The organism is Gimesia chilikensis (assembly GCF_008329715.1).
Lineage (GTDB): Bacteria > Planctomycetota > Planctomycetia > Planctomycetales > Planctomycetaceae > Gimesia > Gimesia chilikensis.
The window spans coordinates 193,129-218,102 of sequence record NZ_VTSR01000007.1; the positions used below are offsets into that span (position 1 = coordinate 193,129).

Annotated in this window: 18 protein-coding genes; 8 read left to right on the forward strand and 10 right to left on the reverse strand. The window is 51.6% G+C overall.

All coding sequences use genetic code 11. From position 1 onward, the window contains the following. Nucleotides 1-58 precede the first annotated feature (58 nt). The 3 genes from FYZ48_RS10435 (at nucleotide 59) to FYZ48_RS10445 (ending at nucleotide 3,780) form a co-directional block, all read left to right on the forward strand. Nucleotides 59-499, forward strand: a complete 441-nt coding sequence (locus FYZ48_RS10435; protein ID WP_149340092.1) for a hypothetical protein — start codon at nucleotides 59-61, stop codon at nucleotides 497-499. Then, complete coding sequence (locus FYZ48_RS10440; protein WP_149340094.1) at nucleotides 474-2,318, forward strand: NPCBM/NEW2 domain-containing protein; 1,845 nt, start codon at nucleotides 474-476, stop codon at nucleotides 2,316-2,318. The genes FYZ48_RS10435 and FYZ48_RS10440 overlap by 26 nt, the downstream gene beginning before the upstream one ends. Before the next feature lie 124 nt (nucleotides 2,319-2,442). After that, nucleotides 2,443-3,780, forward strand: a complete 1,338-nt coding sequence (locus FYZ48_RS10445; RefSeq protein WP_149340096.1) for a hypothetical protein — start codon at nucleotides 2,443-2,445, stop codon at nucleotides 3,778-3,780. A gap of 30 nt (nucleotides 3,781-3,810) precedes the next feature. Here the strand turns inward: FYZ48_RS10445 and FYZ48_RS10450 are convergent, their stop codons facing one another. The 5 genes from FYZ48_RS10450 to FYZ48_RS10470 form a co-directional block, all read right to left on the reverse strand. Beyond that, complete coding sequence (locus FYZ48_RS10450; protein WP_145040954.1) at nucleotides 3,811-4,812, reverse strand: site-2 protease family protein; 1,002 nt, start codon at nucleotides 4,810-4,812, stop codon at nucleotides 3,811-3,813. A 156-nt stretch (nucleotides 4,813-4,968) separates the two neighbouring features. Continuing rightward, on the reverse strand, nucleotides 4,969-5,598 hold the full coding sequence (gene pgsA, locus FYZ48_RS10455) for a CDP-diacylglycerol--glycerol-3-phosphate 3-phosphatidyltransferase (protein WP_149340098.1): 630 nt from the start codon (nucleotides 5,596-5,598) through the stop codon (nucleotides 4,969-4,971). A gap of 130 nt (nucleotides 5,599-5,728) precedes the next feature. Beyond that, nucleotides 5,729-7,105, reverse strand: coding sequence for a PQQ-binding-like beta-propeller repeat protein (locus FYZ48_RS10460; protein ID WP_149340100.1), 1,377 nt, complete (start codon nucleotides 7,103-7,105; stop codon nucleotides 5,729-5,731). Between the two features lie 107 nt (nucleotides 7,106-7,212). Continuing rightward, on the reverse strand, nucleotides 7,213-9,225 hold the full coding sequence (asnB, locus tag FYZ48_RS10465; RefSeq protein ID WP_149340102.1) for an asparagine synthase (glutamine-hydrolyzing): 2,013 nt from the start codon (nucleotides 9,223-9,225) through the stop codon (nucleotides 7,213-7,215). A 55-nt stretch (nucleotides 9,226-9,280) separates the two neighbouring features. Continuing rightward, on the reverse strand, nucleotides 9,281-10,396 hold the full coding sequence (locus FYZ48_RS10470) for a glycosyltransferase (protein ID WP_149340104.1): 1,116 nt from the start codon (nucleotides 10,394-10,396) through the stop codon (nucleotides 9,281-9,283). A gap of 140 nt (nucleotides 10,397-10,536) precedes the next feature. Between FYZ48_RS10470 and FYZ48_RS10475 the strand changes: the two genes are divergently transcribed. The 3 genes from FYZ48_RS10475 to FYZ48_RS10485 all read left to right on the forward strand — a co-directional run bounded on the left by FYZ48_RS10475 (nucleotide 10,537) and on the right by FYZ48_RS10485 (nucleotide 13,033). Further along, the gene (locus FYZ48_RS10475) at nucleotides 10,537-11,076 is read left to right on the forward strand and encodes a macro domain-containing protein (protein WP_149340106.1); all 540 of its coding nucleotides are present in this window, start codon (nucleotides 10,537-10,539) and stop codon (nucleotides 11,074-11,076) included. Between the two features lie 5 nt (nucleotides 11,077-11,081). Continuing rightward, the gene (locus tag FYZ48_RS10480) at nucleotides 11,082-11,954 is read left to right on the forward strand and encodes an alpha/beta fold hydrolase (RefSeq protein WP_149340108.1); all 873 of its coding nucleotides are present in this window, start codon (nucleotides 11,082-11,084) and stop codon (nucleotides 11,952-11,954) included. Nucleotides 11,955-12,181: 227 nt separating this feature from the next. Then, nucleotides 12,182-13,033, forward strand: a complete 852-nt coding sequence (locus FYZ48_RS10485) for a YdjY domain-containing protein (protein ID WP_187781966.1) — start codon at nucleotides 12,182-12,184, stop codon at nucleotides 13,031-13,033. Here the strand turns inward: FYZ48_RS10485 and FYZ48_RS10490 are convergent. Next, nucleotides 13,022-13,870 carry a sugar phosphate isomerase/epimerase family protein gene (locus FYZ48_RS10490; RefSeq protein ID WP_242022560.1) on the reverse strand — a complete coding sequence of 283 codons (849 nt, stop codon included), beginning with the start codon at nucleotides 13,868-13,870 and terminating at the stop codon, nucleotides 13,022-13,024. The genes FYZ48_RS10485 and FYZ48_RS10490 overlap by 12 nt on opposite strands. A gap of 758 nt (nucleotides 13,871-14,628) precedes the next feature. Here FYZ48_RS10490 and FYZ48_RS10495 point away from each other — a divergent pair. Beyond that, complete coding sequence (locus tag FYZ48_RS10495; RefSeq protein ID WP_149340112.1) at nucleotides 14,629-15,615, forward strand: DUF1571 domain-containing protein; 987 nt, start codon at nucleotides 14,629-14,631, stop codon at nucleotides 15,613-15,615. Between the two features lie 53 nt (nucleotides 15,616-15,668). On the opposite strand, the gene hemQ is transcribed toward FYZ48_RS10495, so the two are convergent. After that, complete coding sequence (gene hemQ, locus FYZ48_RS10500) at nucleotides 15,669-16,511, reverse strand: hydrogen peroxide-dependent heme synthase (protein WP_242022564.1); 843 nt, start codon at nucleotides 16,509-16,511, stop codon at nucleotides 15,669-15,671. Nucleotides 16,512-16,677: 166 nt separating this feature from the next. Beyond that, entirely contained in the window at nucleotides 16,678-18,780 is a 2,103-nt protein-coding gene (locus FYZ48_RS10505) for an alpha/beta hydrolase family protein (RefSeq protein WP_198422204.1), read from the reverse strand. 309 nt (nucleotides 18,781-19,089) lie between these two features. On the opposite strand from FYZ48_RS10505, the gene FYZ48_RS10510 reads away from it, so the two are divergent. Further along, the gene (locus FYZ48_RS10510; RefSeq protein ID WP_149340114.1) at nucleotides 19,090-20,955 is read left to right on the forward strand and encodes an AAA family ATPase; all 1,866 of its coding nucleotides are present in this window, start codon (nucleotides 19,090-19,092) and stop codon (nucleotides 20,953-20,955) included. Nucleotides 20,956-21,008: 53 nt separating this feature from the next. On the opposite strand, the gene FYZ48_RS10515 is transcribed toward FYZ48_RS10510, so the two are convergent. Continuing rightward, nucleotides 21,009-23,846, reverse strand: coding sequence for a DEAD/DEAH box helicase (locus FYZ48_RS10515; protein ID WP_149340116.1), 2,838 nt, complete (start codon nucleotides 23,844-23,846; stop codon nucleotides 21,009-21,011). Continuing rightward, the gene (gene galE / locus FYZ48_RS10520; RefSeq protein ID WP_149340118.1) at nucleotides 23,846-24,844 is read right to left on the reverse strand and encodes a UDP-glucose 4-epimerase GalE; all 999 of its coding nucleotides are present in this window, start codon (nucleotides 24,842-24,844) and stop codon (nucleotides 23,846-23,848) included. Before galE ends, FYZ48_RS10515 begins: the two co-directional genes overlap by 1 nt. Nucleotides 24,845-24,974: the final 130 nt, after the last annotated feature.

Below are 24,974 nucleotides of genomic sequence, written 5' to 3' on the forward strand. Positions count from 1 at the left end.
TGTTCCGGGAAAAATCTCACCAGGTGCTCTCCCTGGACAGCAGGATGTCATGTCCCTGATGCGCGATGATGCTTGGTTAAAGGATCCGTTTAAGAATATCCAGACCGATGTCAAATCGGTGATTAATGATTTCGATCAGGGCCAGACGAAGAAACCAGCCAGTACAACTCAGCCACGCATTATTTCCCGTTTGGACACCCTGATTGAGATGCTTGAGAAATCATGCAAGAAAGGGGGCGGTGGCGCAGGTGCGAATCCATCACGCCCGGCAAATGCTTCGACACTGGGAAAAGGTCCTGGCGGACAGGGAGACCTCAGAGCACCCGACAAAAAAGGACGCAACTGGGCCGATCTGACACCCAAACAGCGCGAGAAAATTCTGCAGTCGCGAACGGAGGGCTTCCCTCCCGGCTATGAAGACATACTCGCAGATTACTTTCGGCGACTGGCGCGGAACAAGGATCTGAAGAAAAATGAGACGACTGATAAACCAGAGTAAAATCATGAATCGAATGCTGGTATCAACCGGATGGAGTCTTGTCTGGCTGTCTGCGCTGTTGGTTGGCCTGGAAGAGCATGTTCAGGCTGATGAGGTAATGCTTTATGACGGGAAAAAAATCAGCGGACAAATCCGGAACATTACCGCTGACTCATTGACTGTGGACGTTGGGAAACAACAGCAGAAGGTGAACCTGTTTGATGTAACATCATACAAATTTGTCGAACCAGCCCTGCCACAAAACGTCAGTCAGTTATTAATTGATGGTGAGAAACCCAGCTATACCAGTGGACCACGCACCGCAAAAATCAAGCTGCGGAAAGGGTATCACCGATTTACTCTGCCCTATTATCATACGCTGGGGGTGGCGAAGCTGGAGATCAAAATGTCGGGGCCCGGGATCAAAAATGCAGAAGTACCCCGGGAGATGCTTTCACGGGTCACGGATCAGGTAAGAAAAATAGCCACGCGTGAGTATCAGGTGGATCAGGCTGGTTTTCGTTTGCCAGTAGAAGTGAAACAGCCGGAACGGTATGTCGCCTACCGACTGATGGAATGGACTGATCCGGCGGCAGTTAAATCGATTCTGGATCTGCGGTATCTGTCGGTGAAGAAATATGGTGCCAGTCCGCGACTGGCACTGTTGACCAAACGCAGTGCGATTCATTTTGGAATTATTTATGAGGGACTCATCAAGATTCCGCAGGATGGTGAATACACATTTTCGATTGATACAGACAAAAACAGTAAGGCACAGTTTTATCTCGGAGCGTTTCCTCGTGAACTGTATCGCAAATCGCAGAGTAAAAAAGAATCCAACTGGAAACTGGCCTTTGATCAGGACGGAAAGCTGACGGGTAAACTAAAACAGTGGGATGCTAACGGAGTTGTCATGACCCTGCCACTCGCATCTCAGGATGTTGATGTTACATTGCAGCCTGATGTGATTTGGGAAGTCTGGCATCAGGCAGAAGGAATCAGTCAACCAGGAAGTTCTGAACGGAAAGGCGAATCGAAGACTGAAGATACTGCTTACATTCGAACCAGTGATGGGAAGGTTCACCGGGTGACAGGCGAAGTTGTGAGTATGGATAGTCAGAGCCTGCGGTTCCTCTACCAGGGAGAGGAACGTGAAGTCAAACAGGATCGCGTTGTAGGGCTCGTGCTGCATAAAAAACGAACTGAGAAAAAAAACAGCCTTAAGCTAATCAGTCTGATTCGACTGGTCGGCGGTTCTCAACTGCCAGGGGTGGTCTCATCTACTGATCCCACTCAACTGACAATTGACCTGCCTGGCGGGACAAAACTATCTGTTTCCAATGAAGATCTGGAATCAGTAAAAACGATCAATGCCCGCTCTGTCTCATTGACGGAAATCATTCCAGAAACTGTGACAGAAGTGCCGTTTTTTAATCAGGTCTTTCCTTACCAAATCAACCGTTCATTTAACGGAAAAGAGCTGCAGATCGGCAAGCAGTTATTTTCAAAAGGCTTGTGTGTGCATGCGAAAACGATCCTGGTTTATCGCCTCGACCGGCAGTTCGAGAAATTCACTGTGACCCCGGGACTGCAGCATGGGACCGGCGATTCCGGCAATGTCTCTGTGACTGTCTCGGGAGATGGGAAGACCCTGTTTGAGAACCAGGCATTTACCAGTCAGACGCAGCAGGGACCGCTCAACTTAGACGTGAGCGGTTGTCAACAACTGACTCTGACAGTTGATTTTGGTCAACAGCAGAATGTGGGAGACCGATTTGTCTGGGGAGCACCTCAGTTGATCCGGGCATCTCCCCAGGGCCTGGCTGTCAGCAAGAAATAGATCAGATTTGGATGAAGTAATGGTAGATATCATCATGAATACAGAAGATAAATGTATTTCTAAGAGCAGAGAACTGGAGTTTCAACCTCATTCTCTTAGAAAATTGCTTTGTACTGGTTTGCTCATGGCAGTCCTCTGCGCGCTGATACTGGGAACTGACTGCCTGGCAGAAGGTATTCCAACTCAGGGCGGCTCGAAGCTGATTGTCCGTGATGTGGGAGTTTACCTGGTCTCTGCCCACGGAAAAAAAATGAATGATTCTGGTTTGTTCCGGTCCACACTGCCAGGCTTTATGCAGTCGCGGCGGTTGAGTGCTGATAGTGAGGGAAGCGATAAACCGACTCCTCTGGGGCTGATTACATTTGCTGGACCAGAAGTTAAAGATATCGATGTTCTGGTGGAATTCCCCTCAGGACGATTCCTTTCTCACTGGCCCACAGCGCGGATCCAGTCTCGGCGGATTTACTGGCGCGCCTGCCAACTCACGAAATCAGGTTCGGCCAGTTTTCAGATTCCGGGTTCTCACTGGCTGAGCCCCCTGCAGCAGGCTGATCGCCTGTTTGTAAATGCGAACAACAAAAGTGAACGCTTCATTCTGTATGATGTTGAGGTTAATCATACGCCCCAGATATCCATGACCCACTCAGCAGACGGGTTCCAAGTTCAGAATCGAGAGCCGGGAATGCTACAACATCTGACGGTTATTCAACCGACAGACAATCCAAAGCAATGGAAACTGGCAGCCGTTGATCAGATTCCTGGAATGTCAAAACAGAAGTCGAAATCGCAGTCCGGGACAGACGATAAAACGAAAGCATCCAAGGTCGATCCGCTTTCTGAAAAAAAACTCAAAGCCAAGGCGGCAGCAGAAGAAGCAGCGAAGTTGAAAGTTCTGGGGGATCAACTGCGGAACGTAGGTGCGCTACCACAGTTGTTATCTGGTAAAGCTGCTGATTCAAAGAAACCGGCAACACCCGCGAAGACGGAAACTAAAGTGGATCCCGTCAAAGTACCCTATGTAGAAAAGCAGCCGGTTTCGCGTGAACAGATCCTGAGTTTCTGGGGAGACTATCTGAGTGAGCGAGGGCTGGGAAAACCTGAGATTGAGTATGTGCAGCGCATTCTGAATGACTATGGTTTTCGAGAAGATCAGGCAACGGTCATTTATTGCATGGATGAAGGAGTTCTCGACAAAAGTGTCCCGCTGGAACTGACACCCCATCCAGATGTGCTTCGTCGGATTGCACTGGTGATTCTGGTTGACGTGGATCCTGCATTGCAGAAGCACATTGATCTGTTAATCGCGCAGCTTGGTGATCCGGTCTGGGCGAAGCGGGAAGAGGCTCAGCAGGAACTGGCGGAATATGGTCGGGCAGCCCAAAAACAGTTGCAGCAGGCCACGAAAAATAAAGATCTGGAGATCGTCTTTCGATCAGAACAACTGTTGGAGAAGATCAAATAATCTGCTGCTTCAGCTCTCGCTACCTGGCGATTAATGAATCGTGATCGGTGTCAGGGTAAAGCCGATGATGAAAAACGCGAGAGTTGCCCAGCCGATAAATGTTCGCATGGGGCCCAGCTCAACGGTATCGTCGGCAGTAGGAGGATGTGTGACTCCGAAGAAGATGAGCAGCAGAATCAGCAGCGAATAGGAAAATTCGTTCGAATACGCCATATATCCAATCGCGCCGAGCAGAACCAGCTGAGCGACAACATTGGCTCGTTTGCCGATCAGGGTATACAGGATGTGTCCTCCATCCAGCTGTCCAATGGGGATCAGGTTCAGGGCAGTGATGAAGATTCCTACCCAGCCTGCAAACAGCATGGAGTTCATGGCGATTTCCTGGTTTTCAGCCAGGGGACCGTGTACCAGTGTAATCATCCATTTCAGAATCAGTGGTTCGCCGAAACTGACGACTCCAGAGCCGGGAACGATTGTTTCCACGGTTGAATTGAGCAGCCCCCAGTAAACGAAGGGAATTGCAAACACCAGCCCTGCCAGAGGACCGGAGACCGCGATATCAAACATCTGCTTGCGATCGGCAACTCCCCCTCTCTGGAGAATGACTGCTCCCATGGTACCAAAGGGGCTCATCGGCATGGGGATAAAAATCGGACGGGTTGCCGGGATATGGTAACGTCGCGATTGGAGATAGTGTCCCATTTCATGGGAGAGCAGAATCAACATCACTGGGCCGGCATATGAAAAGCCGTTACTGAAAAACGTCGTCCAGCCCATGGCCTGGATTTTCGAGAACAACAACTGGAACTGCCCGGGAGTCGGGATAAAAGGGCTATGTGTACCGCCGACGATCAACGTGCTCAGGCAGGTCAGAATGAAGAGGATCAACGGGACCTTGCTCCGCGTGGGAGCGGGTGGCCTGTTGTAGACAGGTTGCCGGGGTGAATAGTCCTTGACCTCGGTCTGATAGTCACCGGGCTTAACCTCAATGATCTGATCAGAAGGAGGCCGTGGCTGGTTTACGTCATTCATGCATCTATTCAAATTCAAGAGCTGATAAGATTAGTAGTTCAATCCATTTTATACCGCTGACAGCATCTAGATGAGCTGTGATTTTGCTGAATTCTCGAATTTGTTATTCGATACGTCTGATGGAATATTGCGAAGATATGTCTGGAATATCTCAGATTACAGTGGGTTACGTTTCAGCATCCGGGAGGCACGGAGCACGTAATCAATGCCACTGTACAGTGTAATCAGAGCTGTTGCCCAGATGGTGACATCGCGAAATATCAGGAAACCGGGGGTATTAAACGGGGCTTCAGGGCTCAATGAGAGCAGGCTGACCACAACGGCAACACACTGTACGCCCATTTTAATTTTCCCACTCCAGCTGGCGGAAAAGTCGCGTCCTCTTTTTTCGAGGAATCCACGGAGACTGGTGATAAACATTTCCCGCCCGATGATGATCAGGACGAACCAGGCATTGATCCCGGAAGCAGAACCCCGTTCCAGGAGGAAGATAAAAGCACCACAGATGATGAATTTATCCACAAAGGGGTCCATGATCCGGCCCAGCGTTGTGACCTGATTGTATTTGCGAGCGAAATAACCGTCCAGAAAATCTGTAGCCGCTGCGACAATGAACAGACAGGCAGAGGTCTTCCACCAGCCTTCGAGATAGATGATCACGAACAGGATCAATGAGAGCACCAGTCGACTGACGGTGATCAGGTTGGGCAGGTTCCAGATTTCAGGCCCCAGCAGCTCCGTACCTGGCCCGGTATTCTCGGATTGAGGTTCCGAAGTCGAATTCATATTGGCTTCAGGATCTTTGAATAAACAATGTGTCAATTATCAGCGCACAACAGCACAGAGCACTCCCCGGGACTGCTCACAGGCATTCTATCGACTGGACAGAGAAGTTTACAGTGCAGCTCTGTGGCTTTTATGGGGATTCGTCAATCGATTCCAGGACGGGCAGTTCGTAGGCAATAATCCGGGTATTGCTGCGTACAAAAATCCGATTTTCCGCATAAGCGGGATGGGCCCAGGTCTCTCCAATCAGATTGGTCCGGGCCAGTTCCCTGTACCCGGAAGGATCCAGTTCAGCCAGGATCAGATCCCCGTCTGAGTTGAGGACCAGGGCTCGGGGCTCTTGCTGCTTGAGCCAGATCAGCGTTGCCTGCGGATTACGAGTATTGCCGGGTGTCATCTGGTTTTTGTCGTCCCAGATTTTTTTCCCCGTGGCGAATTCAAAACAGGTCAGACCGAATTTTTTGTCGAGTAGATACGCGTAGCCGTCCCGGTAAAGCGGTTGTGACATCAGACCTCTCAGCGTGCGTCGGTCCTCCCATTTCAGCTCTGCTTCTTCTGGCTGAGTGCCCAGCTGGATGGCTTTTGATCCGTCCCAGTAACCTGCCACAAAAACCAGCCCCTCATGTGCAATCGGATTGGCGATCGCGACACCGTAAGTGATTTTGTAAGGGACCGACCAGAAATGATTCCCTGACTGTGGATCGACACTGTGAATGTGATTGGGTGACCAGATGATTAATTGTGACTGGCCCAGGTGTTTGATCAAAAGCGGTGTCGCATAGCCGGCAGTATCGGAGAGTGATCGCCACCGTTCGACGCCTGTCTTACGGTCCAGGGCGACGACCGCGGTCCCCTGCTCTTTGCCTCCGGGTAGCAGGATGACCATGTCTCCCAGTACATAAGGAGCAGCGGCATACCCCCACTGTGGTACTTTCCCCCCAAAGTCTTCAACGAGTTGTTTTTTCCAGATCACCTTCCCGGTTTTCGCAGACAGACAGTAAACATCGCCCATCGTTCCCAGCGTGTAGACCAGATCATCCACGATCGTGGGGGCCGCGCGTGGGCCATTGCCATAATCGAGGTCACGGTAATCGCAGGGATAGTTGTGCGCCCAGATCTGTTGACCCGTCTGGGCATCAAAGCAGAGCACCCGCTCAACATTCTGCCGCGCGACTCGATGACTGTGGATGCCAGCTGCTTTTTGCTGATCTTCAGACGAGGCTACAGGCCGATCCATGACATAGAGTCTTCGATCCGCTACAGAAATCCCCCCGTAGCCTCCTCCCAGGTCGTGGGACCAGAGTTTTTTCAGCCCCGATTCAGGCCAGGTTGTTTTGAGTAGAGGACCATTCCAGGTGCCATCACCGCGCGGTCCTCGCCACTGGGGCCATTCTTCCCAGGTCGCTTGTGGGTTTGCTCGGGTTGAATTGGGAGTCTCTGCAACAGCAGGTTTCAGAAAGATCAGGCAGAACAGCATGAACAGTGATTTTAAGGTGAAAACACGCATGGTCGTCTCGTTTTGGGCGGGAATCAGTAAGGCAGGTTGAAGTATCAACGGCTCTAAATATTTTCTCTGATTCGCAGATAAAGCTCAAGGGGCGGAGCCGAAAACGGTCAGACCAGAGCAGTTTCCGGAAAGTGATCGGGAATACTTGCCGGATCCATAAAGGTTCGAAACCACATTTCCAGGACCAGCAGTGACCAGAGACGGGCGCTGTGATCCCATTGCAGATTCTGGTGTTCGTTGATCAGCTGTTCTACAGCCGTTCGGTCAAAGATCTGACGATCAATGGCCCGCTGGTCAAGCAGAACATCGTAGAGTAATGGTTTCAATTCATGACGGAACCAGTGATTGAGCGGCACTCCGAATCCCATTTTCTTGCGTGTCTGGATCGATTCGGGAAGGAGATCAGCAAAGGTGTCGACGAGAATCTGTTTGCCGCGGCCTTTGTGCATTTTTAGATCCAGGGGCATAACTGCTGCCAGTTCCGCAACATGATGATCCAGGAACGGGCTGCGACACTCCAGGCTGTGCGCCATGCTGGCAATGTCGACTTTGGTCAGAATGTCACAGGGGAGATAAGACAACACATCGGTCGCGGTGGTGCGGGTCACAAAGTCGCGGTCGGGACAGAGCTGGTAAGCGTCAAGCAGGAACTGGTCGGCATCGAAGTTCTGGATCTGCTCTCTGAATTCGGGAGTATACATCTCCAGTCGGCGTTCTGTATCAAAGATGCCGACCCATTTGAGGTAGCGACGTTCCGGAGGAACCGCAAGTCCTGCCAGGAATCGCTTGACGCGGCGGCGAAATGATTTCTGTTCCACTGATGCGGGGAGTTTCTGCCAGATGGAAGCGGTCATCATTTTTTTGATGAACCCCGGCAGTCGGTCAAACCATTGTGAAAGTGCCACGGCTCGATAGCGGTCGTAGCCTGCAAACAATTCGTCTCCCCCGTCTCCGGAAAGAGAAACAGTGACTTCTTGCCGGGTGACTTGTGAAAGGTACATCGTCGGGATAGCGCTACTGTCGGCAAAGGGTTCATCGTAGTGCCAGGCCAGACGGGGCAGCATTTCGAGGGCTTCGGGGGCGACCACATACTCGTGATGTTCGGTTCCCAGCATGGCTGCTGCCTCGCGGGCATAGCTGGTCTCGTCAAACTGTTTCACCGGAAAGCCGATCGAAAAGGTATGAACCGGTCGTTCGGACATACTCTGCATCAATCCGGCGATGATTGTCGAATCGATTCCCCCGGAGAGAAATGCTCCCAGAGGGACATCACTGCGCATGCGGATTCGAACGGATTCCGTCAATGTCTGGCGAAGCGCCTTTGACCATTCCTGAGGTGACTGGAACTTCAGGTCTGTTCGTAATTCAGGATGTTGATAAGGGGGCGTCCAGTAGCGCTCAACGGTGAGTTGTCCCTGCTCGTAGATTGCGCGGTGTGCCGGGGGCAACTTCTGGTAGCCTTTCAGAATTGACCAGGGGTGTGGCACATATTGATAAGCGAGAAAAAGATCGATGGCGTGGGGATCAACTTCCCGGCTGGCACCAGGCAGCTGCAGGAGCGATTTGAGTTCACTGGCAAAGCTTAACCGACCTGGTTCTTCCCGATAAAACAGGGGCTTCTGTCCCATGCGGTCGCGTGCCAGAAAGAGTCGCTGGCGACGTTCGTCCCAGATGGCAAACGCAAACATCCCCCTCAGATGTTCCACGCAGGCTGCCCCCTGCTCTTCATAAAGGTGGACAATGACTTCAGTATCGGATTCGGTTTTGAACTGGTGTCCCTGTCTAACCAGTTCTGTTCTGAGCTCCTGGTAGTTGTAGATTTCACCATTAAAGACGATCCAGACAGTGCCGTCTTCATTGCAGAGTGGCTGGTGCCCGGTTCCCAGGTCGATGATCGACAGGCGGCGGTGTCCCAGGGCGGCACCGGTTTCAGAGTTCGGAGTGAAGTCGGACCATTGCTTTTCATCAGCGAACAGAATTGACCTGGATTCGAGGTCGGAATGATAGCCTCCCGCATCATCGGGGCCCCGGTGAGCGATGACACTGGTCATACTGCGGAGCACCTGTGGGGAGATATTCTTGTCCCGTGTGGTCCATGAGGTTCCGGTGATTCCGCACATGATCTGAATTCTAAAAGCTGGGGGACAGGAGACGTGCTCTGGTCAGCAACATCGGTTACTGGAGGACTTCACGATAGAGTCTGGCATAACCTTCTACCATCTTATCGACACTGAAATCCTCTTGCATCCTTTTTCGAGCGGCGTTTCCTAAATCTTTTGCGAGTTGCGGGTCTGCCAGGATGCGTTCTGCAAATTGTGCGAAACCTGTACTGTCACCGACTGAAGTCAGGAAGCCGGTTTCACCATGCACGACCAGTTCCCTGTTGGGGGGAATATCACTGGCGACGACGGGAATGCCGTATGACATGGCTTCCATAATGCTGTTCGATTGTCCTTCAAAGTCGCTGGCCAGTTGAAAGACTTCAAAGAGTGGAAAAAGCTGGTCAACATCGGTGCGGTGGCCCAGGAACCGTACGTTGGGAGTGACCGTATATTTGTGAGCCAACTGCTCCAGCTTTGCTCGTTCGGGGCCATCGCCAATTACGAGCAGTACGATATCCTCATTCATCTGGCGAATCAGCTGCAGTGCCCAGAGCAGATCTTCGACGCGTTTCTGACGGGCCAGACGTCCCACGAAGGCAATCAGGCGCGCATTCGGGTGAATGTCATGTTCCTGGTAAAGTTGTGAACGAACTGCTTCATTGACCGACGAATCTGGCAGAACAATGCCGTTAGGAACGACTCGCAGTAGTGAATCCGGTACACCTTTATCCCTGTAAAAGTCGACAACCCCCTGAGAGTTACCGACCAGCAGTGACGTTTGTGGTAACAGGCGCCGATCGACATTGTGCTGCCAGTTACTTTTCCATGAATCCACACAACGCTCAGAGACGATGACCTTGGGAGTTTTTTGTGAAGCCGACAGCCGTTTGACAGCCATCCTCCCATAAGAGTTGGCTGCAAATAGCCAGGTATGCAGAATGTCGGGTTGTTGCTGTTGCAGAGTTTTCTTTAACGCTCGGTATGCCAGCGGGTCGAATTTGAATCGCTTCTTGAGGATCGTCACCGGAATATCATGCTGCTGGAGTACCTCTGTATAAGGGCCTCCCCGGGTCAGCGCAATGACCTGCACATCAAACTCATCACGGGGTAACGACGTCGCCAGCAGAGTGAGCTGCTTTTCGGCACCGGACTGATCGAGAGTCGGAATGAGAAGGCTGACTTTTATCACGGTGAAAGGGTTCGCATTCGTTGCTGAGAAATGTTTCCGGGTTCGCGCTTTGAAAGACGCCTATCGTATTTTATACTGCAGGCGGAGATCAATATCTGATCTATAACCTGCAGGTTGTCCGTATCATAGAATGAATGTCGATGATCGTACAGTTTGGATCTGCCCGGATTGAGCTGGTTCTGGGAGATATTACGACACAGCGCGTGGATGCGATCGTCAATGCTGCAAATGCGATGCTGGCGGGGGGCGGAGGCGTGTATGGAGCAATCCATGATGCTGCGGGGCCGGAAGTAATGAATGAGCTGAAGCGTCGTTACCCGGATGGATGCCCGACGGGAAGTGCCGTTGAGACGGCCGCAGGAAACCTGCGGGCAAAATACATTTTTCATGCGGTAGGGCCCATCTGGCGGGGAGGTGGAAATCAGGAGAAGGATCTGCTGGAGTCCGCTTATCAGACCTGTCTTTCACTGGGAGAAAAACTGCGGTGTCAGAGCCTGGCGTTTCCTTCTATCAGTACCGGAGTTTATGGCTATCCTGTTGATCTGGCAGCGGAAACGGCGCTCCGGACGGTAGCAACGCGTCTGGAAGCGACCAGTCAACTGGAGCTGGTGAAATTTGTTCTCTTTGATCAGGGGACGTTTGGTGGCTATGCACGGGTTTTAGAAACGATGCTTGTCTGAGCCATATGATAGAACCCTTTATTCAGGAATTTGTTGCCTCTGATAATTATCGGCTGCAGGGGCGTGTCTGGAGCCCCGCGGTGGAGGATATCAAAGGCGTTTTAGTCGTGCTCCACGGAATCCAGAGTCATTCCGGCTGGTATGAAGCCTCCTGTCGACAGCTCTGTGAGAATGGATATCAGATCTATTTTTTTGATCGCCGTGGATCGGGGCTGAATCGAGAACAGCGTGGCGATACTCCTCACTGGCAGCGGCTGGTGCAGGACACGGTACAGATTTTAACACAGGTTCGTTTCCTGCAGTCTTCGTCAGAAAAAGCTGCGCCAGTGATTTTGCAGGCGATGAGCTGGGGAGCAAAACTGGCGGCGGTCGTGGCGACTCGACGACCTGACCTGATAGATGGACTGGCTTTACTTTATCCGGGGGTTAAAGCACGCGTCCGCCCGAATCCCTTCCAGAAGTTTCAGCTGAATCTGGCTGACAAGTTGGGAGTGAGGCAGAAGCGGATCGCGATTCCTCTCAGTGATCCGGCATTGTTTACGGGAGACGCCGGTTGGCAGAATTTTATTCGTCATGATCCTCTGGCACTGCACGAGGTCACCGTTTCGTTTTTACTGGCTAACCGGGAACTGGATCGACTGGCAGACCAGGCCGCGGAGCAGATTGAATGTCCGGTGTTCTGTCAACTGGCGGGACAGGATCAGATCATCGATAACAGGGCTACCGAAATCTGGCTGGACCGTGTCAGATCGGTGGAGAAGCGATGCATTTCATATCCTGCTGCACGTCATACTCTCGAATTTGAGCCGCAGCGCGAGCAGATTGTGGCAGATTACGCTGACTGGCTGGCTGAAATCTGTTCTTCTGGTGAGATCTGAGATTTCCCACCGAATCGGGGCAGACTTTTGACAATGAGTATCTAAAATAACACTAGATTTTCGACGGGCCAGTTTATGTCTTCACTTTGTGGGATGATTTGATGAAGCATTCGTTTACAAAACTCTCTTTTATGTTATTGGTGCTGTCGATTTTCATCGGGAATATTTCTTCACGCGCCGCGGAACCGGTTCAGAGAACAGTGACTGATTCCAAGACTAGCGAACCCGTGAAACAGGATTCTACGGATTCTGAGGAGAAACTGGTTCCCCTCAACCCACAGAAGACGGTGTTGCTGGACCTGGAACACAAGAAATTATTTTTGAAAACGCACGTCTGTCTGGTCGAAGGCGTACTGGAGATGCTCTGTTGTAAGAAACAGACCAAAGAACACGAGTCTATTTTATCGATCGATTCTCCAGCGAAAGCGATACACGCCGGCCTGCTGGCGATTGGTGCGAAAGCGGGAACTCCGGTCCAGTTCACTCCCAAATTTAAACCTCCCACGGGGCAGAAACTGAATCTGATTCTGGAATGGAAAGACAAAGCAGGCAAAACGCATCGCGAAGAGGCACAGAAGTGGGTACGTACTTCGACCTCCCGTTACTTCACGGCGAAACTGGATCAATTACCTCCCGGTGTGGTCATCGACAGAAAAACCGAACTACGGTACGACGACAAATACAAAGAATTGATCTGGTTCGGTGAGATGACCAAAGAAGAACGGGACCAGTTCCTGGCGAAATCAGATAACAAGACATATCAGGCAGCGATCAAAGATTTCTACGAAAAAACTCGTCCCCGGCTAATGGAAGCTGACTGGGTTTTCGCTGGCAGCGGTTTCTCCGTCGATGAGATGACCGGTGAAAAATACTATCACGCCGAGAGTGGTGATCTGATCTGTGTTGCCAATTTTCCGACGGCCACCATTGATGTCAGTATTGAAAGCTCTGCCTCTGGTGAAGGAAATCTGTTGTTTGAGGCGAACAAGGCCAAGATCCCACCGCGGGGGACTCCTGTGACAATTGAAATTTCGATTGCCCAGGAGAAGAAGCCCGCTAAAGAGAAATCAGCTGATTAGAGCAAAAGCTTTCTTCATCGCCTTAGCTGTAGCGGCGACGGCCTGATCGCCGGGCATTGCGCGGAGTGCTGCGTTGAAAGGTTCTGCTCTCACAGGGCCATCATAGCGAATTTCGTTCAGTGAATTGAGGAATGTAGCCAAATCGATCACGCCGGTCGCCATGGGCAGTTCGCGTTTCTGGTCAATCTGCTCATCGATTTCGAGCCCTTTTGGTGCGTCGTTCAGGTCAACGGCAACGATCTGGTCATTGGTCAGTGCCAGTATATCATCCTTTGTTTCATGTGCCGTGTACCAGTGCCAGCTGTCCAGAATCAGTCCTGCCCCTTTGACGTCAATCGCAGCGATCAGTTCCTGGGTTTCGGGCAGGGAGTGAATGAACGGGTATTTTTTACTGGACCAGAGAGTTTTCGGACCAACATATTCCAGTCCGAATCGGAGACCATGGTCTGCCAGAATCTGTGTGACCGCTTTCAGACGTTTGGCGTGACGTTTGAAGTTGGCGTTATAGGTCAGCTCTGCATGCGTGGGCATCAGCCAGGTACCTGTGCGGGTGACACCGGCCCGTTGAAGTGAGGTGGCGTAGGCGGGAAGCGCCTGTAGTCCCTGCTGGAATTTCGCCTCGTCATTGCGAAAATCGACGGGCATCCCCGCGGCACTGAAAACCAGTTTTTTGCTCTTCAGTTCTGAATTTAATTCGTCCAGTTGACTGTCGGTGAGTTTTCCCAGGTAGCCGGCATCAGGAACGACGGCTTCAAAGCCATATTTGTGAGCATAATCAATGGCCTGTCTCTGATCTGCTTTCACGCCAATCCGCCCGCAGGAGAGATCCAGTTTCATTAAACGGGGCTGAGATTTTGTACTAAGTGCACTTGAAGCAAGTTGAGAAAAAGTTCCTGTGAACAGAGTGGCAGTAGCTGTCTGGAGGAATGAGCGCCGGGAAAATTGCATCGTGTTGTCCCTTTCGAAGACAAAGACAGGGAATCCCTGTGGAGTATTTTGTGACAGGTATGAATATAACTCATTCTAAATGAGCATCTTAGAAAAATAAAATGTGTTTGATGTTTTTTGGTGCTCTGACAGAGTTGGCAGCCAACTTCAGGCGTTAATTCATCCTGTTAATATGGGGGCTTCTGGTTGAAAGTGTCAGTTTGATCTGATCTGAACCCTGAGGCCTGTCAGAACATGCAGGATTCAATGAGCGGGCCGAGTTTTGTTAATAATCTCCCGGGAAAGATGTCGATTTTTCTTCTATAACCACCCCCGAAATGATCAATGTCCACCCACAACAGTGAGGTTGTGGCAGATTCAGAGACTATCAGGATCGGGAATACGCAGATTGCGTAATGTTCTCCGGTTTTGAAACAGGGCCGTTTTGTCGATGAACGCTCCGATTTCAAATGGATGAGAGCACATACTTTTATGGGAACAAACATCCGTCAGACGCACAAAGGGAATACCGTGTGCTGGCCAGATCACATCACCACGACGGGCAAGCCCGAGCGACGTCTTTTCACGGATGAGTGGATCCCGGATCAAGGATTCAGTTCAGACAAGACGGTGCCTTGCAGTTTCTTAATGAAAAGGAACGGTACCGCATGATGCGCATGCTTAAACACAGGTCCAAACAACAACTCCCGAACATGGTGGCTTCCGCCATTCTGTCTGCTGCGATTGGTGTGTTGTATTTTAGTTACGATCCATCTCCGGCTGACGCCGATCCCAACGATATGGCAGTGGTCGCTGCTCGACCGGTTCCAGTTCCGGTGATTGCTTACAAACCAACGGAACTTTCAGAGTCCAATCAGGATATCAAACAGGATGGTCAGGCTCAGACTCAGCAGCAGCCCGGTACTTTAACCGGACGGATGGCTCTGCTGATGAATCAGTTGCTGCTGGAAAAAGGCTGCCGTCTGCTGGATTCCGTCTCTAATTACACAACCACCTTCTCCAAACAGGAATACATTGGTGGTGCCCTCTCCGAGAACCAGGTTATTAACCTGAAATGTCGCCACAAGCCCTTCAGCGTTTATATGAAGTGGGTTGTAGGAGATAAAGGTCAGGAACTGCTTTACGTTGATGGTGAAAATGATCAGAAAATGCTGGTCAAGATGGGCGGTCTGAAAGGTCGCCTGATGCCGACGCTGAAGCTGGATCCCCACGGATCACTGGCTCTGCAGGAATCACGTTACCCCATTACCAAGGCCGGTATTCGAGCATTGGCGGAAGAAATTATTGGTTTTCGTAAGAAAGACCTCGCCGAGAATCTGAATACCGAATGTGTGATGCTCAGTAATCAGAAATTCGATGGTAAAGACTGCTACTGCTTCATCGCTCACTTTGCGAATGCAAAAGAATCACCGACCTATCGGAAATCAGTGATTTATATTGATCAGGAATCCTGTCTGCCGGTGTTCGTACGCGGCTTTGGCTGGCCACGGGAAGAAATGGCTTCTGCCTCTCCCGAAGAACTGGATGAACAGACTCTGATTGAATCCTATTCATTCACTGATATCAATCTGAAATCAGAGCTGGCAACAGCTGATTTCAGCGAATCCAACTCTGATTATCGTTTCCGCCGCTAAGCGGAACGTTTCTAATAGATGAGTCGAGCATAATCGCCTGTCTTGAGCTCTTGTCAGAGCTTGAGATGGGCGATTGCTTCTTCCGGGGGCATGATATAGCTGAGATAGAAGGGCCCGAACTCAGCGTACTTGGCAGAGGCTTTATCGAACCGCATCGTGTATACGATTTCTTTAATCGGTTCTGGTGCCCTGCCCCACAGCGTGACACCCCATTCCCAGTCGTCAAAGCCGGTTGATGCTGTAATCACCTGAACGACCCGCCCCGCGAACTTCATGCCGCTCAGACCGTGTTCTGCCATCATGTGATAACGGCTGCTGAAGGGCTCCATGTACCAGTTCGCACCGGGAACCCGTGATTTATTCATCGGGTAGAAAGTGCAGACGGGGAAGTCAGGAAATTCGGGGTACACCCGCTGTTGATTCATCGCTGGCAGACGTCCTTCGTAAGCCTTGAGCTTCGCCTGGAATGCCGGGCTGTCAGGATCAGTTCCCTCCTGCTTGAGTTTGTCCGCATACTGTTCCAGTGTGGGAACGTATTCGGAGATCTCCGTGAGCGACACAAAAGAATAGGTGGGAATGAGCGCGGGACCCACCCCACAGGATCGAATGGCATGTTTAATGCCATCGATCTTGATCGGATCCGGATCCATGATCAATACCTGCAGATCGGCTTTATGGCCGGTAACGACAGACGTTTGAATCCGTACAGGAGCGTTTTCCTGATCGGGGTCCAGGATGGCTGCCAGTTCCCGACGACCGCTGTCGCGAGTGGACTGATCAATCTGGTTTAGGATTCCCTGATCGACACGGTAATACAGATGCAGGCAGTGCCAGCCTTCCGTCATGTTTGCTGTCGGATCAGGAAGTGGAGCAGATGTATGGGGAGGACGATTCACGTCGAAAAACCTTTAAGCTTGGAAACTCTATTTCTGTCTCATTATTGTAGACTGCCGGAAACCTACTTTTTCGTCTCAGGCAGGTTCAATCGATTATAACGGCGCGCACGCTCTGAGCAAACGCTGAGCGCGTCTGGTGATTGCCTGTATCCAGAAATCGTGGCTTTTATTTTTCGATTTGCAGCTGTTTTTCCTGCCAGCCCATCTGTTTGCCGACCTCGGTTGCATATTTCCAGTCCTCTGGATCAACCTGGTTGAGTTTGACCGGAGTGCGACTGGCGGCCATGCTCAGAGCCTGTGGCAGGTCCAGGAATCGCAGAATGTTCAGGAGCGCAGGCCCCTGCTGGTGCGATGCCGGCATACCGGACAGTTCCAGCTGACCGATTCCTTGTTCGAACAGTGACGCATACAGACTTAGGGCGGCGGCTTCTCCGCTGGCCTTTAGTGACAGATTTGCCTTTTTGAATTCCGGCTGTGCCTTCAGTTGCTGAATCGCCTGGCGGATATCCCAGATCTGCATCCCTTCGAGTGACTGCCCCAGCAGATAGAAACGGCGGCGGATCTGAACCTGTTTACGTGGATCCTGATTCCACTGATCCAGTCCCACGCCTCGTGGAGTGAAGTAAACCAGGGCCGTCTGTTCCTGCTGCACACGCTGCTGCATCTCTTTATAAAGTGAAGAAGCTTTCTCGGGTGACTGCTGTGCGTCCTCTTTTGTAGAAAAGAGGGGAGCCAGTGCAGCCTGAAATTGATCCCACTCTGCCTGATTTAAGACATTCAGAGTCACTTCAGAGACGGTTTTCGAATGGTCCGGCAGAACGATAAACAGTTTCAGGGGGACATGTTTCTGACTCTCAAACGAAATTGTTTTCAGAGTAAGCCCATCACGATGACTGGTTTCCACCTTGACGTTCGGATTAACCTTTTCAGGCCAGGCGCGGAAGGTTTTTTTGAGCAACAGGTTTTTCCATTTTTCCGTCATCTGATGCCATTCTGCCGAGTCCTGTGGAATTTCTGGTTTGGCTGTAGCGACGAACGATTCCTGGATTTTCGCATTTTTCTGATCTGCGGGCAGTTTCTTGAAGACACGTAATTCTTCAGGGCTGTGAAACTTCGTGGCAGCCATCTCAATCAAGGAGTCATCCCCTTTCAGATAATGGTTGAACCAGCGAAACGCATGAATTCGCAGTTCCTGGGTATCCTTATGGGGGCCTTCTGTGATCTGCAGTCCCAGATGCTCCGGGACACCGTACAGTTCATAAATCTTCATGGTAGAGTTATAGACGTCGACCACGCCATCCAGGGGGAAGATACTGTCTTTGTCGGTGTTGGAAATCAACAGGGGCCGGGGAGCCACCAGGGCGGCGACCTGGGCGTAGTCCCACTGGTAAGTATTGACCATGAACATGCAGTCGCAGTGTCCTTCGACTGCCCCGTCAATGACATAATTCTTTAGATTCGTAATACCTGCCACTGGAACAGCTGCTTTGATGCGCTCGTCCAGAGCTGCGATCCACCAGCTGTAAGCGCCCCCGCCAGAACGTCCGGTGACCCCGAGCTTCTCTCCATCAACTTCGGGACGTGATTGCAGATAGTCCAGTGCGCGAATACAGTTCCAGGCTTCTACTCCAGCGGGCGTGTATCCCCGGGAGAGCCACCACCACATGCCTTCCCTGTAGGTACCATGGTGCAGACCTTCGATTTCCCCCAGTTGTAGAGTGTCGATTGTCAGGCAGACATAGCCGTTGCGAGCAAACCATTCGCCGTGGTGCTGGTAATGCACTTTATTGCCGTAGCTGATGCCATTCTTTTTGACGCCCCCGTGCCCACATACATACAGAATCGCGGGAACCTTACCTTCCTGTTTGAGAGGTCGATAGAGATTGCCGGTAACGTACAACCCAGGACGCGACTGAAACGTGATGTTTTCAACGATGAATCCGTCGCTCTCGATCTTACCTGTGATTTCTGGTTTCAGATCTGTTTTGGGGGGAAGCGGCGAAAGTCCCAGCATTTCGAACAGCTGCTCTCGATATTGCTTTCGCTTCTGTTCCCAGGTCTTGAGGTCTTTAATGTCAGCCAGACTGCGATCAGCGAGACGCACTGCATGAAGCTTGAAGTAATCGCTCAGGTTTTGATCTGCCTGGGAGGGACCGAGCACTTTGCGGCGGTCCTGTACTTTGTCTGCTGCCAGCGTCATGGTGGATTGCAGGAAGAGTCCGGCCAGGGTCAAAACGAGCCAAGTTCGTCGGAAGGATGTGTGAGCCATGGTTAATCCTGTCGATGGTTGAGGGCGGGATTGGAGGGAGTCAGGGTTCGTTAATAATGCTTATTATTGTATCAGCGTTCAGACGCTTTGTCAGTCTTGGGCGTCTGATTCTCTGTTATCACAGATATTTCAGGTTTTGTCTGAATAAAAACAGGTCAGCAGCACTCTTTCATGCAGAAACATCCATGGGGCAGCGAACCCCTTGTGGGGCCTGATGGTCTTCCTGTTAGAGATTCTTCAGCAAACTGGTTTCCGGGCTGAAGAACGCGTTGTTGACCTTCCTGGAAACCAGACTGATGGAATACTCTGATGTCAAAACAGACAAACAATCTGCAAGCAGTGCTGAATAAATGGCTCGAGCGAGATCTGACGAAAGAAGCAGACACGGGGAAACTCTCTCCAGTGTTTCTGATGGATGACCTGGTTTGTGATGTGACCGATATCATCAATGCAGACCGCTTCCCTATTTTGTATGGCGGGAGTGGTGTGGGAAAATCCTCGGTCATCCACAAGCTGGTAGCACTTTCAGGAGCTGGACAGGGACCGGAAGCATTGCAGGGAACGCGGATTCTCAAACTCTCGTTTCGACGAGCCCTGGCCAGTCTCAAAAAAGAAGATCAGCTGCGCGGTGAATTTCAGAAACTGCTCGATCTGTTACTGGAAACAGATGAGAATATCGTTCCGTTTTTCTCTGACATGGAGATCCTGAACGACTATTATCTGCAGCCGTTGTTACAGTCTTACGCCTATCAGACTCAGCGTCCCCTGCTGGCCGAAGGAGATCGGACCAGCGTGGAGGCGATGTTTGAAAACTATCCGGATCTGGAAAGCCATTTTGTCGCTCTGAAAGTTGATGAGCCGGACTTGTCAACGGCCCGACAGATTGTAAGCCACTGGTCCGAATATCAGCAGCAGACGGATCGAGTTCGGATTACGGAGACCGCGCAGGAAGAAGCGTTGCTGTTATCGCACCGTTTTCTCTCCCGACTGAATATGCCTCGTAAGGTGCTGGACCTGTTGAATCAGGTCAAGGTAGTGCGGAAAAAAGCTCGTAAAGTTAATGGACGGGATGTCATTGATCGATTTCACCAGGTACACAAGGTTCCGTTGTCCCTGATTGATCCCGCAATCAAGCTCGAACTGCAACAGGTACGAGCACACTTTGCTGAGACTGTCCTGGGGCAGGATCAGGCTGTGGATGCGGTCGTGCGGATGATTGGTACGATTAAGGCGGGTTTGAGTGATATACGTCGTCCACTGGGAGCGTTCCTGTTCGCGGGACCGACGGGAGTGGGTAAAACGCATATCGCACAGAAACTGTCTGAATATCTGCTGGGACGGCCGGACAGCATGGTTCGATTGAATATGGCAGATTTCCAGACGGAAGTATCTGCCTTGACTTTGTTCGGTGATCCGGAGGCCTATGCGTTATCCAAACGCCAGGGACTACTGACCCAGCGTCTGCAGGGGCAGTCATTCACGGTGCTGTTACTGGATGAATTTGAGAAGTGTGCACCGCCTGTTCTGGACCGCTTTATGCAGTTAATCGATGAAGGCTGTTTCATTAATGGAACGGGCGAGACGGTTTCCTGCCGTTCGACTGTGATTATTGCTACCACGAACGCAGGAGCTGAGCTTTATCGTAAGAGTCTGATCGGTTTTGCAGATGGAGTGTCATCTCAACTGGAGATGGAACAGGCAATGCAGCGGCGGCTGATGGAACATTTCCGTTTCGAATTTTTGAATCGCTTTGACGAAATCGTGTATTTCCACGCGTTGAATGCGGGTCACATTCGGGCAATTGCCGCTTGCGAACTGGGGCTGTTACAGAACCGCATTGGTTTGAAGCGGCACCGGATTTCCATTCAGCCGGATCGGTCAATTCTGGACTGGCTGGCATTGAAAGGGTATGACCCTTACTTTGGTGCCCGTTTTTTAAGACGGACGATTGAGCGTTATGTCACCCCCGTGATTGCGGATGTGATTAACTCTCAATCATTGGAAAAAGGGACTACACTCGAACTCTCATTCGAGGGACAGCAGGTCGTAGTCCGTTTTGCCAGGAAACAGTCTGATGATTCGAACCGGGAGCAGACTGCCACGTTTGCGGGAAAACCCGTGGCTGAAAAGTCTTTGCCTGGTCGCAAGAAGGAACGATCGACTACAGCGGTCTGAATCGAAGGACGCCGGTAGGCCATACTCAAGTGTGGCCTACCGGTTTATTCCTATCAGACGAATATTTCTTTACGATGGATTTTCGCATGCGGTGACAGTCCACTGCGCTGCGCGTGTTCGAGCAGCTCTGCTCCTTTACCTCGATAAGCGAAGCAGGCCTCGCCCGGACTGACATGCTGATTCCAGTGCTTCTCAAATACAGAGACGAGCTGTTTGTTGCGGGCCAGTTCGGAAGGAACCGCATGTACCATCGCCAGTTGTTCCTGACGTTTGCGAAAGTATCGTCCTAGCAAATCAGGCAGCAGACTGGAAATCCAGGTGTCCTCAATCTCGTGCACCACACGGGGGATTACATATCGTGCTCCCTGAAGTGGACCGAAAACCTGTTGTACGGCTTCGAGAAATCGATCGCAGTCGTCTTCGGGAGCCTGATCCAGAAACACACGAATGTAGTTTCCGGAACGTTCCCCGACCTGCATTCGGGAGTTACTGGAGATCAGGTGCGTTTCCTGCAACGCTGCCAGTACTGCCTGACTGACAGCTTTCGTTAGTGAATGGGACGACCAGGGCTGACGTATTCCGCTGAAAGGGGGAAAGCCTCCGCCTCCCGCTGCTCGGCCACCATTGTTCAATTCAATCGTTTTGAGCGGAAGTCCCTGATAGGGTTCTCCGATTCTCCACAGGGCACGTGAGTCGTCTCGTTTGGAAGCACGTGTTAACATGTCGCTATTTAGCAGCTGCACGGAACCTTCGAGACCTTCCGGCTTGATCTCGGTAAAAGCAGCGTGGACATGACCGACGCCTTTTTCGATCAGGCCGTCATCGGTAACGCCAAACAGGCGTTTGTGCTTTTTGATAAAGCGTTCGTAGTCGTCGAGTCCTTTGGTGAATTCCGGCGCAATACAGACAATGTCCCAGTTGTTCGCAACTTTAGTGGGTATGTCCGGATCCAGGCGAAAAGAGCGGCCCCGAAGCTGGTTGACCGTCATTGATGTAGTCACAGTTGTCAAATCGACCAAAACATTGATTTTATTCGCGTCCCAACCTTCCCCCAACAGCCCCCGGGTTCCCACCAGGCAGCAGGTGAGTCCCTGTTGAAAGAGGTCTGTAATCATCTCCACGTACACCCGGGGAGACCACTGTGAACCACTGCCATTGAGGACATGGAATCCATCGTAAGGCTGCAGGCTGAGCGTGACCTCAATCTTTCGATCAGCCAGCCATTGTTCAGCCGTCGTCTGCAGGAGCTCTCCGATATCATCATCAACCAGCACGCTGGAGCCGGTGAGCAGCACAGGATTTAATTTATCGGTTTCCGGGTCTCTGACCAGTTCTTTGAAAGCAGCGATGGCGCCCCCCGCTTCTTCATCGAGCAGATGCTCCACTTCAGCTGAGGTGGCTGAAGTCTTTTCAAAGTCAGCTATCACCACGGCGCGTATCGTGGCTCCCAGATTCTGCATCTCGGCTCGGAGGACAGGAATCAGTGCCTGAATTTTGCTCCGCGAATACGCAATCACGCGTCCTACCGGGGACGCACAGGGTTGTGAACCGGTTTCCGTGATTTGCAGTCCCAACAGTCGCAACTGATCGACGGTTTGTGTCGCCAGCTCTTGATCGTCTAGCGCGGGGGAACGCCGGAGTCGATGTCGGATGTAGCGATCCAGTACAGGCCCCCAGTAATTCAGTCGGGGGATCTCTTCGTCGATGTTGGTGATGTCCAGAGGCGGTACGTGTGACGGAAGTTCCAGTCCTCGTTGTTGCAGAAACAGTCGGGCCGCGTCCGCCAGTGAAGGATCGCGGCGTTCGAAGGTCGTCCAGTCATCCACTTTGCCGGAAGGCAGTTCCAGATTCTGCAGGAGAGACAATAGCCATTCTGGGAGTGGCTCGACCCGCTCCTGTGGCACGAGCGAAGTTTCATCGGATGCGTCGGCATCAGAGATCAGAGGAGTCACTTCTTTCTCGCTGCACAGGGTTTCCATGATCTGCTGCAACTGGTCATCGGTATTTGCGATATAAGTCAGTTCTTCCGTCGCAGGACGCACAAAGTAAGCCAGGTCCTGATATGGAGCCAGATAGCCGTCCTTGACCACCGCAGGAATCGGAACTTCGTAATCAATCGGTCCGAAAAAGTTGTGATAGCGATCAATGTCCTCCTGAAGTTTCCCTTTTTCGTCAGGAGGCGTGGCGGTCAGGCCGATGATGACGGGTTGTTCCAGAAAGTCGTGTGCATCCGCGAGGACGCGCCCCCAGTGCCCCATCAGGTGGTGACATTCGTCGAAGATAATCAGGCCAACTCCCCTGCCCTTGAGCTGATTGAGCGTTTCTTGAGAGGAAGCGTGCAGTAGATCGAGTGCATTCCCGCTCAGCACCAGTTGGTCACGCACTGTCTTACGATAGGTACGGAACCGCTTCTCGTAATATTCGGGATTGTGCTGTTTGAGATCCGCAATCCAGGTGAATGCTTCCAGAGGATCCTGGGCCTGTTCTCGAGCGATCAATAATTCGATCCAGTATTCCAACGCTGCTTCTTCAACTTCGGAGTCTCCCTGTCGTGGGAGAGTCACTGACTGGTAGGTCAGTGAAGTCAAAAGTGCATTCTGTTCCGAGTCCGTTGTGACAAGCTGCCGGGTATCGACGGGCGAATGAAACAGATCGGTGCGTGCTGCCCACTGGGACTGAATTGCCGAATTGGGAGACAGTACCAGGGCGGGACGTCTGACGTGCTGCGCCCAGAGATAAAGACCGAGCACCGTTTTGCCGGAGCCGGGAGGTGCGACGATGTGCAGTCGTTTTTTGCCGGAGTTCAACTGCTGTTCAATTACCGAAATCGCCTCAGCCTGCGATGGCCTGAGTGTGCCACGAAAACGGACTTCCGGGAAATCAATCGCCACTATGGATGATCCGTCCGATAACCGGCGGGATGAGTCCGGAACCAGTCCCAGGCTGTCTGTATGATCTCTTCCAGACTCCTGTATTTCGGAGACCAGCCCAGTTCGCTCGAAATCCGTTCGTGAGAAGCGGAGAGCATGGGGGGGTCACCGGGGCGTCGTGGCTGGATATCAACGGGAATGGGACAGCCTGTCACTTTTTCCGATGTGCTGATCACTTCCTGAACCGAGAAGCCCTGCCCCAGACCAACGTTATAAAAACGGCTGGATTGCGTGGTCAATGCATTCAGGGCCAGCAGGTGGGCAGAACAGATATCTTCCACGTGAATATAGTCGCGAATGCAGGTTCCATCTGGAGTCGGATAATCGTTCCCCAGCACTGTGATATGAGATTGCTGTCCCAGGGCGGTACGAAGACAGTTGGGGATCAGGTGTGTTTCCGGATTGTGATCTTCCCCTACCGCACCATCTTTCGAGCAGCCTGCCACGTTAAAGTAACGTAAGCCGATAAAACCGAAGTTGGGATAACTGCTGGCGCAGTCTTTCAGGATCTGTTCGACAAACAGTTTGGACCAGCCGTAAGGGTTGATGGGGCGTTGTGGGCTATCTTCTGTTATGGGAAGTTGATCCGGAATACCGTAGGTCGCACAGGACGAACTGAAAACAAGCTGACTTACACGTGCCTGACGCATGGCCCGTAACAATGAAAGCGTACCTGCAGTATTGTTAGTATAGTACGGCAAAGGGTCCGCTACCGATTCCCCAACATAAGCCAGGGCTGCGAAATGAATGACCTTTTCAATCCGCTGGGATTTCATGATTTCCGTGAGTGGCTCTGTCTCCAGCAGATCTAACTGAAAGAAAGAGGCTTCAGCAGGGACTGCCACACGATGTCCCCGTGATAGATTGTCGATCACGCAGACTTTTTTGCCGGACTGAATTAACTGCCGGACACAATGCGAGCCGATATAGCCGGCACCGCCGGTCACCAGGATGGTCATGAAACTCTGCTTAAAATAAGGAAAGATCGACTTTGTTTGATGTTTTACACTGCCAGCCAGACACGGTACGATAAAAGCAGTCTTTCAGCGACTGGCAGAACCAGTTGAATGACTGTAGTCATACCTTAGC